This window comes from Streptomyces sp. NPDC037401, from assembly GCF_055602345.1.
Map to the genome: position 1 here is coordinate 1 of NZ_JBVJWO010000051.1, position 19,726 is coordinate 19,726.

The 19,726-nt window shown below is 71.5% G+C and carries 16 protein-coding genes; 5 read left to right on the forward strand and 11 right to left on the reverse strand.

Annotated features, from left to right (window positions below; all coding sequences use genetic code 11):
- On the forward strand, positions 1-4,263 hold a 4,263-nt coding region (locus ACZ7H1_RS34675), incomplete at its 5' end, for an RHS repeat-associated core domain-containing protein (protein ID WP_470792194.1).
- 21 nt (positions 4,264-4,284) lie between these two features.
- Entirely contained in the window at positions 4,285-4,602 is a 318-nt protein-coding gene (locus ACZ7H1_RS34680; protein WP_470792195.1) for a hypothetical protein, read from the forward strand.
- Between the two features lie 56 nt (positions 4,603-4,658).
- Here ACZ7H1_RS34680 and ACZ7H1_RS34685 read toward each other — a convergent pair whose 3' ends face one another.
- The 7 genes from ACZ7H1_RS34685 to ACZ7H1_RS34715 all read right to left on the reverse strand — a co-directional run bounded on the left by ACZ7H1_RS34685 (position 4,659) and on the right by ACZ7H1_RS34715 (position 12,976).
- A complete protein-coding gene (locus ACZ7H1_RS34685; protein ID WP_470792197.1) occupies positions 4,659-7,247 on the reverse strand; it encodes a bifunctional FO biosynthesis protein CofGH in 2,589 nt (862 codons plus the stop codon).
- A gap of 49 nt (positions 7,248-7,296) precedes the next feature.
- Entirely contained in the window at positions 7,297-8,079 is a 783-nt protein-coding gene (locus ACZ7H1_RS34690) for an SDR family oxidoreductase (protein WP_470792199.1), read from the reverse strand.
- A gap of 111 nt (positions 8,080-8,190) precedes the next feature.
- Positions 8,191-9,510 carry an FG-GAP-like repeat-containing protein gene (locus tag ACZ7H1_RS34695; protein ID WP_470792200.1) on the reverse strand — a complete coding sequence of 440 codons (1,320 nt, stop codon included), beginning with the start codon at positions 9,508-9,510 and terminating at the stop codon, positions 8,191-8,193.
- A 110-nt stretch (positions 9,511-9,620) separates the two neighbouring features.
- Positions 9,621-11,072 carry a DUF308 domain-containing protein gene (locus ACZ7H1_RS34700; protein WP_470792201.1) on the reverse strand — a complete coding sequence of 484 codons (1,452 nt, stop codon included), beginning with the start codon at positions 11,070-11,072 and terminating at the stop codon, positions 9,621-9,623.
- Positions 11,073-11,134: 62 nt separating this feature from the next.
- Positions 11,135-11,854, reverse strand: coding sequence for a DUF4253 domain-containing protein (locus ACZ7H1_RS34705; RefSeq protein WP_470792202.1), 720 nt, complete (start codon positions 11,852-11,854; stop codon positions 11,135-11,137).
- A 10-nt stretch (positions 11,855-11,864) separates the two neighbouring features.
- On the reverse strand, positions 11,865-12,116 hold the full coding sequence (locus tag ACZ7H1_RS34710) for a DUF397 domain-containing protein (protein ID WP_470792203.1): 252 nt from the start codon (positions 12,114-12,116) through the stop codon (positions 11,865-11,867).
- Positions 12,113-12,976 (reverse strand): helix-turn-helix domain-containing protein, encoded by an 864-nt coding sequence (locus ACZ7H1_RS34715; protein ID WP_470792204.1) that lies wholly within the window; start codon positions 12,974-12,976, stop codon positions 12,113-12,115. The genes ACZ7H1_RS34710 and ACZ7H1_RS34715 overlap by 4 nt, the downstream gene beginning before the upstream one ends.
- A gap of 140 nt (positions 12,977-13,116) precedes the next feature.
- On the opposite strand from ACZ7H1_RS34715, the gene ACZ7H1_RS34720 reads away from it, so the two are divergent.
- Both ACZ7H1_RS34720 and ACZ7H1_RS34725 read left to right on the forward strand, forming a co-directional pair.
- Positions 13,117-13,563 carry an ATP-binding protein gene (locus tag ACZ7H1_RS34720; RefSeq protein ID WP_470792206.1) on the forward strand — a complete coding sequence of 149 codons (447 nt, stop codon included), beginning with the start codon at positions 13,117-13,119 and terminating at the stop codon, positions 13,561-13,563.
- 302 nt (positions 13,564-13,865) lie between these two features.
- Positions 13,866-14,630: a helix-turn-helix domain-containing protein gene (locus tag ACZ7H1_RS34725; RefSeq protein WP_470792207.1), complete on the forward strand. Its 765-nt coding sequence runs from the start codon at positions 13,866-13,868 to the stop codon at positions 14,628-14,630.
- A gap of 62 nt (positions 14,631-14,692) precedes the next feature.
- Here ACZ7H1_RS34725 and ACZ7H1_RS34730 read toward each other — a convergent pair whose 3' ends face one another.
- Both ACZ7H1_RS34730 and ACZ7H1_RS34735 read right to left on the reverse strand, forming a co-directional pair.
- Positions 14,693-15,217 carry a GNAT family N-acetyltransferase gene (locus ACZ7H1_RS34730; RefSeq protein WP_470792208.1) on the reverse strand — a complete coding sequence of 175 codons (525 nt, stop codon included), beginning with the start codon at positions 15,215-15,217 and terminating at the stop codon, positions 14,693-14,695.
- A gap of 129 nt (positions 15,218-15,346) precedes the next feature.
- A complete protein-coding gene (locus tag ACZ7H1_RS34735) occupies positions 15,347-16,315 on the reverse strand; it encodes a helix-turn-helix domain-containing protein (RefSeq protein WP_470792210.1) in 969 nt (322 codons plus the stop codon).
- Positions 16,316-16,462: 147 nt separating this feature from the next.
- On the opposite strand from ACZ7H1_RS34735, the gene ACZ7H1_RS34740 reads away from it, so the two are divergent.
- Entirely contained in the window at positions 16,463-18,106 is a 1,644-nt protein-coding gene (locus tag ACZ7H1_RS34740; protein WP_470792211.1) for a GMC oxidoreductase, read from the forward strand.
- A 13-nt stretch (positions 18,107-18,119) separates the two neighbouring features.
- Here ACZ7H1_RS34740 and ACZ7H1_RS34745 read toward each other — a convergent pair whose 3' ends face one another.
- Positions 18,120-18,599, reverse strand: coding sequence for a carboxymuconolactone decarboxylase family protein (locus tag ACZ7H1_RS34745; RefSeq protein WP_470792257.1), 480 nt, complete (start codon positions 18,597-18,599; stop codon positions 18,120-18,122).
- A 5-nt stretch (positions 18,600-18,604) separates the two neighbouring features.
- Entirely contained in the window at positions 18,605-19,681 is a 1,077-nt protein-coding gene (locus ACZ7H1_RS34750; RefSeq protein ID WP_470792213.1) for an NAD(P)H-dependent amine dehydrogenase family protein, read from the reverse strand.
- Between the last annotated feature and the right edge of the window lie 45 nt (positions 19,682-19,726).

The window sequence follows — 19,726 nt, forward strand, 5'->3', positions numbered from 1 at the left end:
ACCACCTGGACCAAGGTCGCCACCGGTGGCACCTCCGGCGCCAAGGCGATCTCCATCGCCCCGCCCAAGGACGGCACCCACACCCTCCAGGTCCGCGCGGTCGACAAGGCCGACAACAAGTCCGAGGCCGTCGACTACACCTTCCACGCAGGCCCCGGCGGCTTCGTCCAGCCCAGCGAGGGCGAGCGCACCGCCCGCCGCCTCACTCTGGCGGCCGACGCCGACGGCAGCAAGTACGACAAGGTGTCGTTCTCCTGGCGCCGCTCCGAGGCCGACCCCTGGGTGCCGGTCCCGGCCGCCGACGTGACCGCCGGCGGCACCGCCCTCACCACGTGGCCCGTCCCGCTCGTCAACGGCAAGAACGCACCGCTGACCTGGGACGCGGCCGGTACGGTCAGCCCGGACGGAGCCATCCGCATCCGGGCCGAGTTCACCGGCCCGGCATCCGCCGCGGGCAGCAGCGACTCCCTGACGGTGGTCGTGGACCGCGCCGCCGACAACGCCGCCACGCAGGAGGTCGGACCGGGCTCGGTCAACCTCCTCACCGGCGACTACACCCTGTCCGCCACGGACGTGGCCTCCCACGGCCTCTCCGTCAACCGGACCGCCTCCTCCCGGACGCCCACCGAGGCGGCCGACCAGCAGGGCCAGGCCGCGATCTTCGGACCGGCCTGGGTGTCGGGCGTGTCCGCGCAGCTGACGGAATCGGACTACTCCCACCTGAGGCGCATCTCCGACACGGCCGTCACGCTCGTCAAGACGGACGGCACCAAGGTCAGCTTCACGGCGAACACGGCCCGTACGGCCTGGATCCCCGAGCCCGGAGCGGCCGACCTCAGCCTCGGCGGCAGCGTCAGCGCCACCTTCACCCTCAAGGACAGCGAAGGCGTGGTCACCGACTTCGCCAAGACGTCCGCCGGGGTGGACACCTGGCAGCTGACCTCCTCGCGCCTCGAAGGTCTCGACACCACCACCACGACCACGCTGTCCGAGACCGTGCAGGAGGGCGGCAAGACCGTGGCCCGGCCCGTGCGCGTCGTCGCCCCGACCTCGGCCGTCGACAACGCCACCTGCCTCTCCACGCCGGCCACCAAGGGCTGCCGGGTCCTGGAGTTCGCCTACGGGACCTCCACCACGGCCACCGACCCGGCCTTCGGCGACGTAGCGGGCCAGGTGAAGGAGATCCGCCTGTGGTCCACCGCCCCCGGCGCCGCCGCAGCCACCTCCAAGGCGGTCCAGAAGTACCTGTACGACGGTTCCGCCCGGCTGCGTGAGGCCTGGAACCCGCAGATCAGCCCCGCGCTGCCGACGTTCTACGGCTACGACGCGGTCGGCCGGGTCACCGGCCTGACCCCCGCGGGCGAGCTGCCCTGGTCCTTCACCTACGGCCAGGCGGGCAACGCCGCCACCGCCGGACCGGGCATGCTCCTCAAGGCGTCCCGCTCCGGCCTCAAGCAGGGCACCAAGGACGTCGAGGAAGGCACCTCGGCCACCACGCTCGTCTACGACGTCCCGCTGACCGGCGCCAAGGCCCCGCACCAGATGGCCGCGGCGGACGTGAAGGCCTGGGGCCAGACCGGCGTTCCCACGGACGCCACGGCCGTCTTCCCGGCCGACGCGGTGCCCGCCTCCTCCACCGGCAGCGATCTCGCCGCCGCGGACTACGCCCGCGCGAGCCTGAGCTACCTCGACGCCTCCGGCCGGGCCGTGAACGAGGCCACGCCCGGCGGCCACCTCACGACCAGCGAGTCCGACCGTTTCGGCAACCCGGTCCGGGAACTGACCCCGGGCAACCGCGCCATCGCCCTCGGCATCACCGCCGCGGACCGCGCCACCCAGGCCGACCTGGGCATCGGGCAGCTCGGCAGCGCCGAGCGGGCCCAGTTGCTGTCCACCACCCGGACCTACGACGCCACCGGGACCCGGGTGCTGGAGGAGTTCGCTCCGCTCCGTCGGCTCGACCTGACCTCCGACCTCAAGTCCGGGGCCACCACCCTGGTGTCGGCGGGCACCTCCGTGACCGGCCGCGCCTGGACGGTCAAGGAGTACGACGCCGGCCGTCCCACCGACGGCACCGCGAAGGTCAAGGACCAGGTCACCCTGTCCACCACCGGGATCCAGGTGCGCGAGCACCCCACCGTCCACGGTGACACCCGGGCCGAGGAGACCGTCTACGACTGGTCCCGCGGCCTGCCGACCAAGAAGGTCAAGGACCCGGGCGGTCTGGCCCTGACCACCGGCTACCAGTACGACGCCAAGGGCCAGCTGATCAAGGAGACGCCACCCGGCGCGTCCGGCTCGGACGCCGCCACCCGCGTGACGGCGTACTGGTCCGCGACCGGCACCGGCACCTGCCAGGGCCGCCCCGAATGGGCCGACCTGCTCTGCTCCACGGGCCCCGCCGGCGCCATCACCGGCGGCGGCACCAACCCCACCGAACTGGCCACCAGCACCTACGGCTACGACGTGTGGGGCAACACCGCGGTCATCGCCAACACCGCCAACGGCGTCACCCGTACCACCACCACCGCCTACGACGGTGCGGGCCGCGCCACCACCGTCACCGTCACCGGAGGCCTGGGCCAGGCCGTCCCGGCGACGACCACGGCTTACGACCCCGCCACGGGCCGGGTCGTCTCCGTGGGCTCCGCCTCCGGCGGCACCATCACCAAGGCGTACGACAAGCTCGGCCGTCTGACCTCCTACACCGACGCCGACGGCGGCGTCACCAGCACCGAGTACGACCGGCTGGACCGCCCGGCCAAGGTCACCGACAGCGTGCCCTCGACCCAGGTCTACGCCTACGACCACGGCGCCGAACCCCGGGGCCTCGCCACCGCGATCACCGACTCCGCCGCCGGAACCTTCAGCGGCACCTACAACGCCGACGGCATGCTGGTCAGCGAGAAGCTGCCCGGCGGCTACACCCTGTCGGTCCGCATGGACACCGCCGGCTCGCCGGTACAGCGCAACTACACCCGGGACAGCGACGGCACCCTCGTCTACGGCAACTCCGTCACCGAGTCCGTCCACGACCAGAACACCGCCGGCTTCGGCTGGTCCGCCCAGAAGTTCGGCTACGACGCCGTCGGCCGTCTGACCAGCGTGCAGGACACCGCGGACACGGTGTGCACCCGGCGGACGTACGCGTTCGACGGCCGCACCAACCGCACCGGCCTGACCACGGCCAAGGGCGGACCGGGCGAGGACTGCCCGGCCTCCGGCGGCACGACCGTCACCACCGCCTACGACTCGGCCGACCGGGCCGTGACCGCCGGCTACGCCTACGACGCCTTCGGCCGGACCACCTCCCAGCCGGACGGCGTCACCACCGGCTACTTCGCGAACGACATCGCGCGGCAGCAGGCCACGGCCACCCAGCGGCAGACCTGGAACCTCGACTCCGCGCTGCGCTTCCGTACCTGGACGGTCGAGAACAAGACCGGCAGCACGTGGACGCAGGTCGGCAGCAAGACGAACCACTACAACTGCGACGCGGACAGCCCGCGGTGGATCGTCGAGGACAACGCCACCGGAGCGGTCACCCGCAACGTCTCCACCCTGTCCGGCGGTCTCAGCGCCACGACGGGCGCGACCGGCGACACCGTGCTCCAGTTCACCACCATCCACGGCGACGTGGCGCTCCAGCTGCCGCTGGACACCTCCGTCGCGCCGACGGCCCTGGACACGGACGAGTACGGCAACGCCCGCGCGGGCCAGTCGGTGCCCCGCTACGGCTGGCTGGGCGCCCGGCAGCGGACCGCGGAGACGGTGACCGGCCAGATGCTCATGGGCATCCGGCTGTACGACCCGGCGACCGGCCGGTTCCTGTCGGTCGACCCGGTCTTCGGCGGCGGTGACAACCGCTACGGATACCCCGGCGACCCGGTCAACAAGAACGACCTCGACGGCCGCAAGTGGAAGTGCAAGGCCAAGTGCCAGCTGGCCGGACGCGGTTCGCACTGCACCGGTTACATCTGGGGCGCTGGCTCGGGCCACAGTCAGGAGGAGGCCGCCCGGGACGCCAAGCGCGACACCGTGCACCAGGCTCCCCGCGGCTGCTACGCCCGCCACTGCAAGGCGTACGACTGCACCAAGAACCGTGCCCGCCAGTGGTGGGACGGCAACTACAGCCCGCGCAACATCCACCGGCGCAACCCGCCCAACTGGATGCGCAGCGCCAACCACAACACGTGGGGCATCCTGTTCCGCAGCGAGGTGTGGCGGGGCACCTACGGCAGCTGGTGTGGCTGCAGCCCCTGATCTGCCTGGAGGACGTCCGACATGCCCGAGACCACCCCTGACACCGACCCCGGCGGCGGATCCGAGGAGCCGAGGCTCTGGCAGGTGAAGATCGCCGTGATCGCCACCTCCGCCGAGCACGAGGAGCTGATGGACCGCCTGGCAGACGTGCTCTGCCCGGACCCCGATCACGAAGGGCCCTGCGCCGTTCCGTGGGGGATGCACAGCGTCAACGGGGACTCCCTGACCGACGAGGAGCGCTCCGCACTCCTCACGGAGATCGAGGAGACCAACTGGGGCCCCGAGGAAATCCTCGAAGGCCCTGGGGACCCTGAGCACGGCGAAGGCCGGGAGCAGTAGCGAGACCGGAGGCCCCGGGCAGTGAAGACTGCCCGGGGCCTCCGCACGTCCCGCGCCTAGTCCAGGACCGGCAGCAGCTCCGGCAGGTGCCCGTCCGAGGCCGCCGCCGCGCGCTGCCGCTCCTCCGGCACCTCCCCGTAGAGGGTGGTCCGGGCCCGCGCGGGCCGCCCCGCCGCCCCGGCGATCGCGACGAGGTCCTTCACCGCCTTGTACGAGCCGTAACCCGACCCGGCCATGCGCGAGATGGTCTCCTCCATCAGCGTGCCGCCCAGGTCGTTGGCCCCCGACCGCAGCATCTCCGCCGCGCCCTCGGCGCCCAGCTTCACCCAGCTCGTCTGGATGTTCGTGATGTGCGGGTGCAGCAGCAGCCGGGCCATCGCCGTGACCGCCCGGTTGTCGCGGGCCGTCGGGCCGGGCCGCGCGATCCCGGCCAGATAGACGGGCGCGTTGGTGTGGATGAACGGCAGCGTCACGAACTCCGTGAACCCGCCGGTGCGTTCCTGCATCCGCGCCAGCGTCCGCAGGTGCCCCAGCCAGTGCCGCGGCTGGTCCACGTGCCCGTACATCATCGTGGACGAGGACCGGATCCCCAGCTCGTGCGCGGTGCCGACGACGTCGATCCAGTCGGCCGCCGGCAGCTTGCCCTTCGTGAGGATCCAGCGGACCTCGTCGTCGAGGATCTCCGCCGCCGTTCCCGGGATCGAGTCGAGCCCGGCCTCCTTCGCCGCGGTCAGCCAGTCCCGTACGGACATCCCGGTGCGGGTCGCGCCGTTGACGATCTCCATGGGCGAGAAGGCGTGCACGTGCATGCCCGGCACCCGCTCCTTGACCGCCCGCGCGATGTCGAAGTACGCCGTCCCGGGCAGGTCCGGATGGATCCCGCCCTGCATGCACACCTCGACCGCCCCGACGTCCCACGCCTGCGCCGCCCGGTCGGCGACCTGCTCCAGCGAGAGGGTGTAGGCGTCGGCGTCGGTGCGCCGCTGCGCGAAGGCGCAGAAGCGGCAGCCGGTGTAACAGACGTTGGTGAAGTTGATGTTCCGCGTGACGATGTACGTGACGTCGTCGCCGACGACGGATTTGCGCAGGTCGTCGGCGATCCGGCACAGGGCGTCGAGCGCGGGCCCGTCCGCGTGCAGCAGCGCGAGCGCCTCGTCGTCGGTCAGCTTCTCCGGGTCGTCCGCGGCCTGCGCGAGGGCCTGCCGGACGTCCGTGTCGAACCGCTCGGGCACCATCCCGGGCGCGGCCTGCTCGCGCAGCGCGTCCCAGTTGCCGTAGACGGCGTCGAAGTCCTCGCGGCGGTCGCCGGTGCGGCCGGCGGTGTCGATGGTCCGGTGCAGGTCGGTGCGGCCGGCGGCGGCGAAGCCCGCGAAGGACTCGTCCTGCTCCTGCCACGGCAGGCCCTGCACCACCGCGTCGGGCCGGGCGAGGCCGGTCTGCGGATCGGCGAGCGCCCGTACGTGCGGCAGTACGCGCGGGTCCAGCCACGGTTCGCCGCGCTGCACGAACTCCGGGTAGATGCACAGCCGCTCGCGCAGCTCGAAGCCGGCGGCCGCCGACTGCTCGGCGAGCAGGTCGATCTGGGGCCAGGGCCGCTCGGGGTTGACGTGGTCGGGCGTCAGCGGAGACACCCCGCCCCAGTCGTCGATGCCGGCGCCGAGGAGGCGGACGTACTCGCCGTCCACGAGGTTCGGCGGCGCCTGGAGGCAGGCGGCCGGGCCCATGATGTGCCGGGCCACGGCCACGGTCGCGACCAGGTCGTCGATCTCCGCGTCCGGCATCCCGCGCATCGCCGTGTCCGGCTTGGCGCGGAAGTTCTGGATGATCAGTTCCTGGATGCCGTGGTACGAGCGGGATATCCGGCGCAGCGCGAAGAGGGACTCGGCCCGCTCCTCGTACGTCTCGCCGATGCCGATGAGCAGGCCGGAGGTGAAGGGTACGGACGACCGGCCCGCGTCCTCGAGGACCCGCAGGCGGACGGCGGGCTCCTTGTCGGGGGAGCCGTGGTGCGGCCCGCCCGGCTCGGACCACAGGCGGGTCGCGGTGGTCTCCAGCATCATCCCCATGCTGGGCGCGACCGGCTTCAGCCGCTGGAAGTCGGACCAGGACATGACGCCCGGGTTCAGGTGGGGGAGGAGCCCGGTCTCCTCGAGGATCCGGATGGACATGGCCCGTACGTACGACAGCGTGTCGTCGTAGCCCTCGGCCTCCAGCCACTCGCGGGCCTCGGGCCAGCGGTCCTCGGGCTTGTCGCCGAGGGTGATGAGGGCTTCCTTGCAGCCGAGTGCGGCGCCCCGCCGGGCGATGTCGAGCACCGCGTCCGGCGACATGAACATCCCGTGCCCTGCCCTGCGGAGCTTTCCGGGCACGGTGGCGAAGGTGCAGTAGTGGCACTTGTCCCGGCAGAGCCGGGTCAGGGGTATGAAGACGCTCTTCGAGTACGTGATGACGCCCGGCCGCCCGGCGGCGGCGAGGCCGGCGTCGCGGATGCGGGCGGCGGAGGCGGTGAGGTCGTTCAGGTCCTCACCGCGCGCCTGGAGGAGTACGGCCGCCTCGGTCGTGTCGAGTGCGACCCCGTCACGGGCCCTTTTCAGCGCCCGCCGCATGGCATTCGAGGTGGGCGGCTGCGGAGGGGTGGTGGTCATCTCAGGAGCATACGATCCGTCGATCGGGTCGCGGGGCGTCGTGCCGTGCTCAACGCATCACTTCGCCGGCGTTCACGAGCAGCTGCTGCCCGGTGATGGCGCGGGCCCGGTCGGAGGCGAGGAAGGCGGCGGCGTCGGCGACGTCCCCGTCGGTGGCGAGCTCCGGCAGCGCCATCCGGGAGGCGAGCCGGGAGAGGACCTCCGCCTCGGGGATCCCCTCGCTGTGGGCGGTGAACGTGACGAACGCCTGCACGGGCGGCCCCCACATCCAGCCGGGCAGGACGGTGTTGACGCGGATGCGGTGCGGCCCGAGCTCGCGCGCCATCGAGTACATCGCGGAGGTCAGGGCGCCCTTGGAGGCTGCGTACGCGGCCTGCTGGACCTCGTTGGGGGCGGCGATCGCGGACTGGGTGCCGATGATGACGACCGCGCCGCCGTTCTCCTTGAGGGCGGGCAGGCAGGCGCGGGTCATGCGCAGGGTCCCGAGGAGGTTGACGTCGAGGATCTGCTGCCAGGTGCCGAAGTCGGCGTCCTCGAGGCCGCCGAAGTACGAGTCCCAGGCGGCGACGTGCACGACGGCGTCGATCCCGCCGAACCGCTCCTGCGCGAGCGCGGCGAGCGCCCGGCACTGGGCCTCGTCGCCGATGTCGGTGGGCAGGTAGGCGGTGTGCAGGCCGTCGGGGTCGATCTCGGCGGCGGCCTTGGCGAGGTTGGCCTCGGTCCGCGCCCCGAGCACGGCCTTCCCGCCGTCGCGGACCACGGCGGCCGCCACCTGGTGCCCGAGCCCGGCGCCCACGCCGGAGACGATGACGGTCTTCCCTTGCAGCAGCATGCGCAGTCGCCTCCTGGCGCCCGGGACCCTGACCTGACGGCCTGATGGTGCGTCAGATTAGGTCCCGGACACCAAGGAGGGAACCCCCGTGCGTGCCCCGGGGTACGTCGGTCAGGCCATGCCGGTGAAGCCCCACCAGCCGCCGCGCTTGTCACCCTGCTCGAAGTCCTCGGCTCCCCGAAGGATCCCGCCGTGGCCCATGGAGTACGTCAGGGCCCAGCCGTCGCGGCGCTCGCCCTTCGGAGCCTTGTACTTGCCGTTGGTGATGGCCAGGATCTCGATGCCGTTGCCCCAGCCGTACGTGTCGCCGGAGACGAACTCCGCCATCACCTCCCAGCCCTTGCCCATCAGCTTGCGGGCGCCGAGGCCGCCGCGGGAGGTCGCCGGGTAGAGCCAGAGCTTCCCGGTCGCCTTCTCCCGGGCGAGCAGGTCGGGCCGCTTGTCGCCGGTCAGGTCGCCCGCGTCCACGAGGGCGTCCATGGCCCCCCAGCCGGTGCCGAGCCGGACCGGCCTGCCCAGGCTGCCGGAGGCGGTGCCGGGGTAGACGTACAGCCGGCCGGTGGCGCTCTCGCGGGCGACGAGGTCGGCGCGCTTGTCGCCGGTCAGGTCGCCGTAGGCGGTGATGTGCGACATGGCGTTCCACTTGCCGGCGGCCAGGACCCGGCGGGCGCCGAGGGTGCCGTCGCCCTTGCCCGGGAAGACGTACAGCCTGCCGGTGGCCTTCTCGCGGGCGATCAGGTCCTCCTTGCCGTCCCGGGTGAAGTCCCCGTGCCGGGTCAGGGAGTCGTAGATCTGCCAGCCCTCGCCGAGGAACTTCACCTCGCCGGGCGGCGGCTGGCCGTCACCGCCGCCGTACTGGTTCCCCGGTACGAACCACAGGCCACCCCGTTCGTCCCGCCCGAGCAGGTCGGCGTGGTGGTCCCCGTCCAGGTTCCGGAAGCCAGGCTTCGGCGTCACGGGATGGGTGCTCCAGCTCGGGTACGCCTGCGCGTTCGAGTACTCGCATTCGCGCAGGGTACGGACCAGTTCGAGCGAGCTGGTCTTGGTCACGGCGGGGTCGCTGTGGCCCCGCCCGGCCTTGTCGGGCTTCGAGACGAACGGGTGCCCCGACCCCCACTCGTTCCAGTCGGACTCGCTGTACAGGCAGGCGTACCGGTCGGTCCGGTTGATGTACGAGCGGATGGAGTCGTTGAAGACGGCATTCGCCCCGGTCAGGGACTGGAGGTCCGTCTTGGTCTTCAGCATGGTGCCGGGGGCGGAGCCGCCCGGCTGCGCCGTCGTCCAGGCGCAGAAGTACCCCTTGGGGCATGCGTCGTAGCCGGAGACGGCCGACGCGGCGGTCCCGCCTGTCAGCATCGTCCCGGCGAGCCCCAGCGCGACGGTGAGCGCGATCGCCCCCGGCCGGCCGCGCCGTCCCGGTCGTGTGAACATCGGTCCTCCTCGTGGGTGGTCAGTCACGAAGGAGACGCGCGGCAGGGTGCCACGGTTGTGCCGCCGCGCGTTTCGAGTCCGCGCGGGGAGGGCGCGGGGAGGGCGGCTGGTCAGGGACGGGGCGGGTCGAGGAGGGAGGCGAAGGGGACGGCGTGCATGGTGTCGAAGGCGGCTAGGCCGTACCGCTGCGATTCGCGCGCGTTCTCCTCCTCCGCCGCGGTGTCGTACTGGATTGCGCCTTTGTAGTCCGGTGACGAGGAGACCCGGGTATCGACATTTGAGCCGCGGGGGCCCACCCACCACGCGGACGTCACGAAGACCGGGCGGCGTGTCACGTTCATGATGTTGTTGTTGTGGCGGAGCCGTCCGCGGTACAGCACCGACTCCAGGCAGTCCGGGCAATGGAACTTCTTCTCGTCCTTGTCCCAGGAATAGTGCGGGACGGCGAACGCCGTTCCGATCTTCCCCCGGTCCATACGCATGTACGTGACGGCGAAGTGGGACGTGAGGATGTCGTAGGTGGCGGTCTTCGGTACCTGGATGACCTTGTCCATCCGGAGTTCCTCGCCCGGCTCGAGCCAGTAGCCCGGACCGTAGAAGGGCCCGGCTGCAAGGGCTCGGTACTCGGGTACCCCGGTGTGCAGCCGCACTTCCCCTGTCTCCTCCACCGCCTCCTTCCGCTTCTGCAGTTCCTTGGCGTCCTTGGAGAACGGCGCCCGCACTCCGAAGACGGAATAGTCGCTGTTGATCAGGTGTGCCGGGACCTTCCCGGTGTTCTTCACCTGGAGGGTGAGCGGTACGTGGAGGATCGGCCGTGCCGGGTCCATCTTCGGCGTCCCGAACTCGGCCTTCAGGTGGAACAGCACCGGAGTGGACAGGGGCTGGTACACGGCGGAGTACCCGAGGTTGGTTGAGGCGAAGAGAGCCGTGCCCACGACTCCGACAGCAAACCCCTTCGGGTGCGGGATGCCCCGCCACGCCTTCTCGCGGATGAGTACCGAAAGGGCCCACAGCGACCAGAACCACAGGGGGAAGTAGGCCAGCGTCCAGCGGGTGAACTCCCTCTCCTGAAACCACATCAGGACGAGCAACCCGTTGGCGGCGAGCGCGATCAGCACCCCGAGCAGCACCAGCGCCCCGGAGTACCTGAACGACCGCTTCCCCCAGTAGTCGAGAGCCGCGATGGCGGAACCGCCCTGTGCCAGACCGGAGAGGATGAACAGGACCCCGGTGAGGCGGCTCGCGAAGGTCGCCGCACCGAAGGCGTCGGGCCAGCCGATGGCGACGAGGAGGGTCATGGACCCCAGCAGGCCGATGATCACGAGGGCCATGGTCGAGCGCCGTCTGCCCGCATGGTCGGGCCATGTGTCACGGCCGCCCTCGCGCCAGCACACGGCCGCACGGTCATCCAGGTCCAGGTCCTTGGGGTAGCCGAGGTTGCCGAGGGTGCGGCGCAGATCCCGGAGGGACCAGGCACTGCCGACGGTCTCGCCGCCGATGCGGATCTGTCGGAGGCCGCGGCTGTCCGGTGGCTGGACCTCCACCTTCGGCTTGTTCTCCATGACTCTCAGACTCGGCGGGGCGTCGCGGCCCCGCCAACGGGACTGCGCCGTCCGGCGCGCCGTCAGTCCCAGCCGAAGGACCACGTGCCGGTACGGACCTGCCCGTCGCCGAGCGCCACGGCGTCCCGGCCGTCGGGCCCGTAGGCGTACTGCTCGATCGCCACCTCGGCCGTGGCCACCGGGCCGGTGGGCGGCCGGACGACATCCAGCTGCACGGTGTCGCGGCCCAGGTGGAACAGCTCCGCCCCGAACCGGTCGTGCCACGTGTGCAGGAACGCCACGTGATCGGAGTCGCGCATCAGCCGCCCGTACGCCGCCGGCCGGCCGGGCAGGAGCCCCGGCACGGCGTAGCCGTGCCGGCTCTCCGCCAGGCACAGCCAGCGCGGCTCCGCCCGTCGGTACGGGGCCGCGCGGTGGACCGGCGTGCCGGAGAGCTGCTGCGCGAGCCGGACCGGGTCGAAGTCGGCCCGCCACTCCTCCGCCTCGCCCGCCTCGCAGTCGTCGAGGTGCTCCTGAAGAGTGGCGGCGACGATCTCCGCCACGATCTCGCGCGGAGCGGTCTCGGCCCGCCGGTCGAAGACGTCGGGATCCGCGATCTCCCCGGAGACCAGGTCCGCGGGGGACAGGTCGGAGAGGAAGGGGTGCAGCCCGGTCTCCTCGCGCACCCCCAGCCACCACCGCCACAGCTCGTCGGGCCGCGCCCGGAAGACGCGCGCGCCGAACACGCGCGCGCCGGACCGTGAGACCGCCTCCTCGCCGCGCTCCCGCAGACTCCGGAGCATCTGCTCCGCGTCAGCGACCGGCGGCGTACGCAAGGAACCCGGCCCATGCGGATGCGCCGAAGGCGAGGCGGGGGCCGGGGAGGTTCTTGGAGTCGCGGACGAGGATGGTGGCGGGGGTGGCCGCCACCTCGACGCAGTCGTTGCCATTGCTGCTGTCGCTGTAGCTGCTCTTGCGCCAGGCCACTTCGACGCAGGAGTCGCCTTCGCTGCCACTGCTGTAGCTGCTCTTGAACCACTCAAGCAGCTCGGGCTCGTGGATCATCCTTCTCCCAGCACTTGCTCGATGAAGTCCAGGGACTCCCCTGGTGGGAGGGCCTGGGCCCGGATCATGCCATACCGCAATTCAAGGATCCGGAGCTGCCTCGGGTCGGTCACAGGGCGGCCTGCGAACGCGCCTGGGGAGCGCCCTACGGCCGAACCGTCCTCAAACTTCAGTATGTCGATGCCGCCGTCCATGCCTGCATGGACCGCGCGACGCATCGGCATGACCTGGAGGGCTACGTTGCGCAACGGCCCCACCTCCAGCAGAAATTCGAGCTGCCGACGCCATACCATTGTGCCTCCGATTGGTCGGAGCAGGGCAGCCTCTTCGAGGACGAAGCAGAGCGCTGGGGCCGGTTCCCGGTCGAAAATCGTGCGCCGAGCCATGCGTGCCGCGACGAAGCGCTCTACTTCGTCAGCCGAGTACGCGGGCTGGCGCATCCGAAACAGGGCGCGCGCGTGATCCTCGGTCTGGAGGAGACCGTGGATACCATGGGTGTCGTACACGCCAATCTCCACCGCCCGCGCCTCCATCTTCGCGAGGTCACGGACCCGCTTCGGGTAGCGGACCTGCTCCACGTCCCGCCGCATGGCGCTGATCTTCCCGCCCGCCCCCACCGCCTCGTCCACCTTGTCCAGGTACTCCGGGCGCGGGATCCGCTTGCCCGACTCCACCTTGTAGACCAGGTCCTCGCCGTAGCCGATCGCCACCGCCAGGTCCGCGGTGCGCAGGCCCGCGCCCTCGCGCCAGACGCGCAGCTGGCGGCCGACCGCCGCGACCACCGCCGCGCCCTGCTCGTCCTCGGGGTCCACCTCCCAGCCGGGTTCTTCCGTGCTGTCGTTGCCGATGTCCACGCCCATGCGCGCCCCACCTCCTCAACGCCCGCTACCCGGCGCTCGGTTCGGACAGCCCGGACAGGAGTGGACAAGCTCCGGACAGTCTCCGTACGCACCGGCATCGTCGCTGTTCAGCGTAGGCACGCACCGCCACGCTCAGTGATGTGAACCAAGAACTCCTTCAAGTCCAGGCGCCCGTACACCAGTTCTCACTCCAGCTGTCCTCCACCCCGCGCGGGGCCCGGCTCGGGCGGTTGCTCGCCGTGGAGCAGCTGCGGGCCTGGGGGCTGCCTCTGACGGTCGGGGCGCAGATCGTCGCCGAGCTGACCGCGAACGCCGTCACCCACGGCCGGGTCCCGGGGCGGGACTTCCGGCTGGCGATGTCCCTGGCCGCCGACATCCTCCGGATCGAGGTCACCGATGCGCGGGGAGACCGGATGCCGATGGTCCGCGTCCCGGTTCCGGCGGGGAAAGGCGGCCTCGGGATGCTGATCGTGGAGGCGCTCGCCGACCGGTGGGGCGTGGCGCCGGGCCCCGCCCCGTGCAAGACGGTCTGGGCCGAGATCGACCTCGGCGCCGGGCCGCGGATGCCGCGACCCGGGCATCCGTAGCCCGGTGGCGTGAGACGTCTGAGAAACCCAAGTACCGGGGGAAAGGAACCCCACCAATCCCCACCAGCCTCCCCGTCGCTCGCACGGGTGAACCGTGCCAACTGGGCTGGATTTCGCGGTGGTTGCCCGGCATATGCTCGGCCGCACAACCCAGACATGGGTCGGCCCTCGGTCACGACTGGCATCCCGACCGAGGGCCTACCAACAAGGAAGAGAGCAACTTCCCGATGGCTGTTGAGCACTCTAACGCGCCCTCCCGCGCCGCGGCCCGAGTTCCCGCCGGGACCCCCCGATCCGGTGTCGTGCATGTCAACGTCCGGCACTCCGGTCACTACACCGTGGTGGGCAACCACCTGGCCCAGCACGCCGAGTTGTCGCTGACCGCGATCGGGCTCGCCGTGCACATCCAGTCGCTGGCGCCCGGGTCCCGCATCGGCATCAAGTCGCTCAGCGAGCGGTTCCCCGAGAGCGAGCACCGGATCGCGCGCGCCCTGCGCGAGCTGGAGCACCACGGGTACCTCGCCAGGACGCGGGAGCGGCTCGCGAACGGGCAGGTCGTGACCCGTACGGTCTCCTACAACCGGCCCCCGAGGCAGACGGCACCCGCCGCGCCCGCGGAGCCCGCCGCCACGCCCGCGCCGAAGCCCGCCCCGGAACCGGACCCGGAGCCGGCGCCGGTCAGCATGCTGGTGCGGGAGTCGCGGGCGCTGCTCGGCAGCCTCCGGCACCGCGATCCGCGGCTGCTGCTGGCCGAGCGGGACGTTCACCGGCTGGCGCCCGGGGTCGCGGCCTGGCTGGAGCGCGGGGCCGCGCCCGACGCCGTACGCCGGGCCCTGACGTACGACCTGCCGGCTGATCTGCGCTCCCCGGCGGCCCTGCTCACCCACCGGCTCACGGCCCTGCTGCCGATGCCGCTGCCGCCCGCGGCGCCCGCCCCGGCGGCCCCGCCGGACCGGCCCCTGCTCCCGTTCCAGACCTGCCCCGGCTGCGACCGCGCCTTCCGCGCCCCCGCCCCCGGCTCCTGCCGCGACTGCCACCCGCAACCGGACGCGGCGGAGGTCGCCTAGCTTGTCCGCCCGGTCGCGTGAGCCCTGATCATCTGGCTCCGGACGTGATCGCCGGCCAGCCCTTAGCGCAGCTCGTCCTTCAGCATTCCCATGGCGTACTGGTCGTACCACACCCCGTCCCGGTGGAACACCTGCCGCAGTCGGCCCTCTTCGACGAAGCCGACCTTCTGGTAGATGTGGTGAGCCGCACGGTTCTCCGTGACCACGGTGAGGGAGATCTTGTGCAGCCGCATGGTGTCGAATCCGTACCGGCACATGGTGCGCAGCGCGTCGGTGGCGTACCCGCGGCCCCAGTGATCCTTCTCGCCCAGGTAGATGTCCAGCTCGGCACAGCCCGTCTCCGGCTCGGCACCCCGCAGCCGCACCAATCCGATCAGCGTCTCCGCGTCACGTACCTCGATCCCGTACAGCGTGTCCCCGTACGTGTTCGGTCCCCGTCCATCGAGGCGTTTGCGCACCCCCTCCAGGTGCTGGTCGTAATACGCGTCCATCCAGCGCATCACGTCGGGGTCGTTGTTCCACCGCCACAACGACTCCGCGTCGGACGGTGCCAGCGCACGCAGTTGCACAAGATCTCCGAGAACCATGGAGTGCATTGCACCACGGCGTGTGTGGCGCCTCCAGCGAATTGCGCCTACAGGCAGTGAGCCACGCACGGTTCGGTGCCCCGCTGTCTGACCAACCCTCCGCCGAGGCCGTGATCGCCCGGACACGACCTAGCGGAGCGCCTGCCCGGCCGCCAGGGCCGAGACCAGCCAGTCGTGCGCGGCGCCCATCGTCGGGGCCGCCGGGCCCGGGGACCCGGCGGCCAGCTCCGCGGTGAGCTGCCAGTAGCGGGTCATGACCGGGTCCGTCGTACGGGTGAGCCGGTCGGCCAGTGTGCGGCGGAAGGCCGGGGTGTCCGTCAGTCCGCGGGAGCGGGCGTGGGCGGAGACGAAGCAGTCGAGGGCCCCGCCGTCCTGCGGCGGGCGCCCGGCGCCCAGGTCCGCCGCGGCCAGTGCGTACGCCTCGCCCAGGCCGTCGAAGAGCACGGCCGGGCGCAGCTCGGGGTCGCCGTGGCCCACCGGGGGGCGGCCGTTGCAGGGGGTGGTGACCAGGGCGTGCAGCCGGGAGAAGGCCAGCACCTGGGCGGGGGTCGGGTCGGCGGGCGGCTGGGGGACGGCCGCGTCGAGGATGGACGAGACGAGCCGGGCGGGCAGCCGTACGGGCAGGGCGTGGCGCCAGAAGCGGGCGAGCGCGTCCGTGCCGGGCGGGGCGGCGACGGCGCCGACGAGGCGGAGCAGGTCGGCGCGCTCCTCGGCAGGGGACTCCTGGATCAGCCGCAGGGCGGACTCGCGCCAGCGCAGGGCGGCCAGTTGGGAGCCGAGCTCCTGCAACTGGCCGCCGATGACGTCCTCCAGGGCACCCGTGAGGCCGTCGCCGTCGCCGTCACCGCTGCCGTCGCCCTCGTCGAGCACCTTGCCGACGTCGGGGACCGGCAGGTCGAGCGTGCGCAGGGAGCGGATCAGGCGGAGCCGGTCGAGGGCCCGGGGGCCGTAGCGGCGGTGGCCGCCGCTGCTGCGGGCGGTCTCGGGCAGGAGCCCGCGGTCGGAGTAGAAGCGCACCGTCTTGACGGTGACGCCCGCCAGTTCGGCGAGTTCGCCGATGCTCCACGTGCCGTCCGCGGACATGATTCGAACCTCCATCAGATGATCACACCGTACCGGCGGGGCGGCCGGGCACGAGGGCAAAGGTGTAAGGTCCGGACAAAAGTTACCAATGGGTATGTAGTGACTTCGTATGCATGCGGCAGTAGAACGTGTTTCTCTTCCGCCAAGAGTGAGGAAGGTCACATGCGTGACAACGCCCCCCGTGAAACGGGTCCCCAGGGTGTATCCCGGCGTCGATTCATCATTGGAACCGGTTCTATTCTTGGAGCCCTGACTCTTTCGGCCCAGGTGGCCCCCGCCCATGCCCAGGCCCTCCCCGCGGCCGCCCCCATCGAGTCCGGAGCCCAGGTCCCCGCCCTGGTCATCGGCACGGGGTACGGCGGTTCCGTCGCCGCCCTGCGGCTCGCCCAGGCCGGTGTGGACGTCCACATGATCGAGATGGGCATGGCCTGGGATACCGCGGGCAGCGACGGCAAGATCTTCGCCAACACCACCAAGCCCGACTACCGCTCCTTCTGGCTCCGCACCCGCACCAAGCAGCCGCTGAGCAATTTCCTCGGCTTCCCCCTCGACAAGGACGTCCCCCGCTACACCGGCATCCTCGACGCCGAGGACTTCGCCGGGATCACCGTCTACCAGGGCCGCGGGGTCGGCGGCGGCTCGCTCGTCAACGGCGGCATGGCCGTCACGCCCAAACGCGAGCGCTTCAGCGCCGTCCTGCCGACCGTCAACGCCGACGAGATGTACGCGACCTACTACCCCCGCGCCAATGCCGGCCTCGGGGTCACCGAAGTCGACCAGTCCTGGTGGGAGTCGGCGCCCTGTTACCAGTACGCCCGCGTCGGCCGGAAGCACGCCCAGCGCTCGGGCTTCCCGTTCGTCTTCGTGCCCAACGTCTACGACTGGGACTACATGAAGCAGGAGGCGGCCGGGGCCGTCCCCAAGTCGGCCCTCGACGGCGAGGTCATCTACGGCAACAACCACGGCAAGAAGTCCCTCCAGAAGACCTACCTCGCCCAGGCGCGGGCCACCGGCAGGGTCACCATCTCCCCGCTCCACAGGGTCACCTCCGTCAGCCCGGCGGCCGGCGGCGGCTACGCCGTCGTCATGGACGTGCTGAACACCACCGGCGACACCACGGCCACCAAGACCGTCACCGCCGCCCGGGTGTTCTTCGCGGCCGGCAGCGTCGGGACGAGCAAACTGCTGGTCCGGCTGAAGGCCACCGGCGCGCTGCCCCTGCTCAACAACGAGATCGGCAAGGGCTGGGGCGACAACGGCAACGTGATGTGCGGGCGCGCCAACCACATGTGGGACGCCACCGGGAAGCTCCAGTCCGCCATGCCCACGGCCGGCATCGACAACTGGGACGCCGGGGGTGCGTTCGCGGAGGTCGCGCCGCTGCCCACCGGGATCGAGACGTACGCCTCGTTCTACCTGTCGATCACCAAGAACCCCCACCGCGCCGAGTTCACCTGGAACGCCGGCACGGGGAAGGTCGACCTGAACTGGCAGACGGCCTGGAAGCAGCCCTCCATCGACGCCGCCAAGACCATCTTCGACAAGATCAACGCGAAGGAGGGGACGATCTACCGGACCGACCTCTTCGGCGCCTACAAGATCTGGGGCGACCACCTGACCTACCACCCGCTCGGCGGCGCGGTGCTGGGCAAGGCCACCGACAACTACGGCCGCCTGCACGGATATTCCGGCCTGTACGTCATCGACGGCGCGCTGATCCCCGGGAACACCAGCGTCAACCCGTTCGTCACCATCACGGCGCTCGCCGAGCGGAACATAGAAAAGATCATCGCCACCGACCTGTAGGCCGCAAGCGGGGTCAGTGGGTGGGCAGGACGCACACCTCGTCGAGGCCCAGGACCCGGTTGAGCCGCCCGAACGCCAGCCAGGAGCCGATGCTCATCGTCAGCTCCACGATCTCGGCCTGGCTGTAGTGCGCGGCCATCCGGGTCCAGAACTCCTCGTCGATGCCGTGGTGGTCCAGTGCGTACCGCTCTGCGTACTCCGCGGCCAGCCGCGTGCGGTCGTCGAAGGCCTCGGTGGTCCGCCACGCGGCCACCGCGTCGGCGAACTCCTCCTCGACCTTCTCGCCGTCGCGGTCGGTCCGCCAGTCCAGGCAGAACATGCAGCCGTTGATCTGCGCGATGCGCAGCCGCGCGGCCTCGAACTCGCGCAGCCCCAGGGTCGTGTGGGCGTAGACGGAGAGGGAGAAGTTCGAGGCGGCCGTCCCGATCTCGGGGACGATCTCGCCCCACACGTACTCGATGGGGTGCTTGCCGTCGGGGACGTCGATGTTCATGGCGGTCACGTGTTCCTTCCGAGTCGGCCGGCTGCGGGACGCAGCGGGACGTCGAGGGCGTCGTAGAGGCCGGGCTTCGCGTCCACCAGCCAGTCGATGGCGCCGACCAGGCGGCCGACCGCGGTGGCGTTGCCGCCCGCGGAACGGTTCTCGCCCTCGTCGGTGGCCTCGACCGTGACCTCGATGCGCGGGCGGCCCTCGATGATCACGCGGTGGGCGCCGGCGCCGTCGGGCGGCGTCGGCCAGTCCGGGGCGGCGGACGGGTGGATCCGGGTGACGTGCTCGATGACGAGGAGCGGCTCGCCCCCGACGATGCCCTGCACCTCGAAGCGGACCGCGCCCTGTGTGCCCGCCTCGAACTCGCCCATCGTGCGGGTGCCGACGGTCGTCTCCAGCGGGCGCCGCTCCAGGGTCTCGCGGATCTCGTCGAGCTCGACGCCGAGGGCGCGGGCCATCAGCCGTATCTGGCCGCCCCACACCATGGTCGGGACGGACTCGATCAGCATCGGCGGCACGTAGTCCATGGGCTGGCCCATGCCGACCAGGTGGCGGACCGAGTCCTCCTGCTCGTACGTCGAGTAGTCGAAGATCTCCTGGCAGCGGATCGCGTCGACGGTGCTGCCGAGCCCGCTGATCAGCAGGGGCAGGACGTCGTTGCCCCAGCCCGGGTCGACCCCGGAGGCGAACAGCACGCCGCCGCCCTCGGTGGCGGCCGCGAGGACGGGGTCGCGGAACTCCGGCGGGGCGTTGCGCTGGTCGTAGAGGGGGTAGAGGGCCGGGGTGACGACCACCGCCCCGGTGCGCAGGGCGCGGACGACGTCCGCGAGGGCCTCGTCGGGACGGATGTCCCCGGAGGCCGCGTACACGACGGCACGGGGTCCCGCGGTGAGCACGGCCTCGACGTCGTCGGTGGCCGTGACGCCGAGCGGGTGGTGGAGTCCGGCCAGGTCGGCCGCGTCGCGGCCGACCTTGTCGGGGTTGTGGACGAGTACGTCCGTGAGTGTCAGCGCCGGGTGGGCGGCGACGGCGCGGATGGCCGCGCGGCCGACGTTCCCGGTTCCCCAGACAACCGTGGAAATCATGCGGCGGAGGGTAGCGCGGGGCCCTGGAGGTTCCTAGGCATCCGG

Bases quoted from the DNA above. Each gene is read 5' to 3' on its own strand.
- ACZ7H1_RS34735 (WP_470792210.1), bottom strand. From the start codon at position 16,315: ATGGAGGTTCGAATCATGTCCGCGGACGGCACGTGGAGCATCGGCGAA.
- ACZ7H1_RS34745 (WP_470792257.1), bottom strand. From the start codon at position 18,599: ATGAACATCGACGTCCCCGACGGCAAGCACCCCATCGAGTACGTGTGG.
- ACZ7H1_RS34715 (WP_470792204.1), bottom strand. From the start codon at position 12,976: ATGGGCGTGGACATCGGCAACGACAGCACGGAAGAACCCGGCTGGGAG.
- ACZ7H1_RS34695 (WP_470792200.1), bottom strand. From the start codon at position 9,510: ATGTTCACACGACCGGGACGGCGCGGCCGGCCGGGGGCGATCGCGCTC.
- ACZ7H1_RS34710 (WP_470792203.1), bottom strand. From the start codon at position 12,116: ATGATCCACGAGCCCGAGCTGCTTGAGTGGTTCAAGAGCAGCTACAGC.
- ACZ7H1_RS34690 (WP_470792199.1), bottom strand. From the start codon at position 8,079: ATGCTGCTGCAAGGGAAGACCGTCATCGTCTCCGGCGTGGGCGCCGGG.
- ACZ7H1_RS34730 (WP_470792208.1), bottom strand. From the start codon at position 15,217: ATGGTTCTCGGAGATCTTGTGCAACTGCGTGCGCTGGCACCGTCCGAC.
- ACZ7H1_RS34750 (WP_470792213.1), bottom strand. From the start codon at position 19,681: ATGATTTCCACGGTTGTCTGGGGAACCGGGAACGTCGGCCGCGCGGCC.
- ACZ7H1_RS34680 (WP_470792195.1), top strand. From the start codon at position 4,285: ATGCCCGAGACCACCCCTGACACCGACCCCGGCGGCGGATCCGAGGAG.
- ACZ7H1_RS34685 (WP_470792197.1), bottom strand. From the start codon at position 7,247: ATGACCACCACCCCTCCGCAGCCGCCCACCTCGAATGCCATGCGGCGG.
- ACZ7H1_RS34700 (WP_470792201.1), bottom strand. From the start codon at position 11,072: ATGGAGAACAAGCCGAAGGTGGAGGTCCAGCCACCGGACAGCCGCGGC.
- ACZ7H1_RS34740 (WP_470792211.1), top strand. From the start codon at position 16,463: ATGCGTGACAACGCCCCCCGTGAAACGGGTCCCCAGGGTGTATCCCGG.
- ACZ7H1_RS34705 (WP_470792202.1), bottom strand. From the start codon at position 11,854: ATGCTCCGGAGTCTGCGGGAGCGCGGCGAGGAGGCGGTCTCACGGTCC.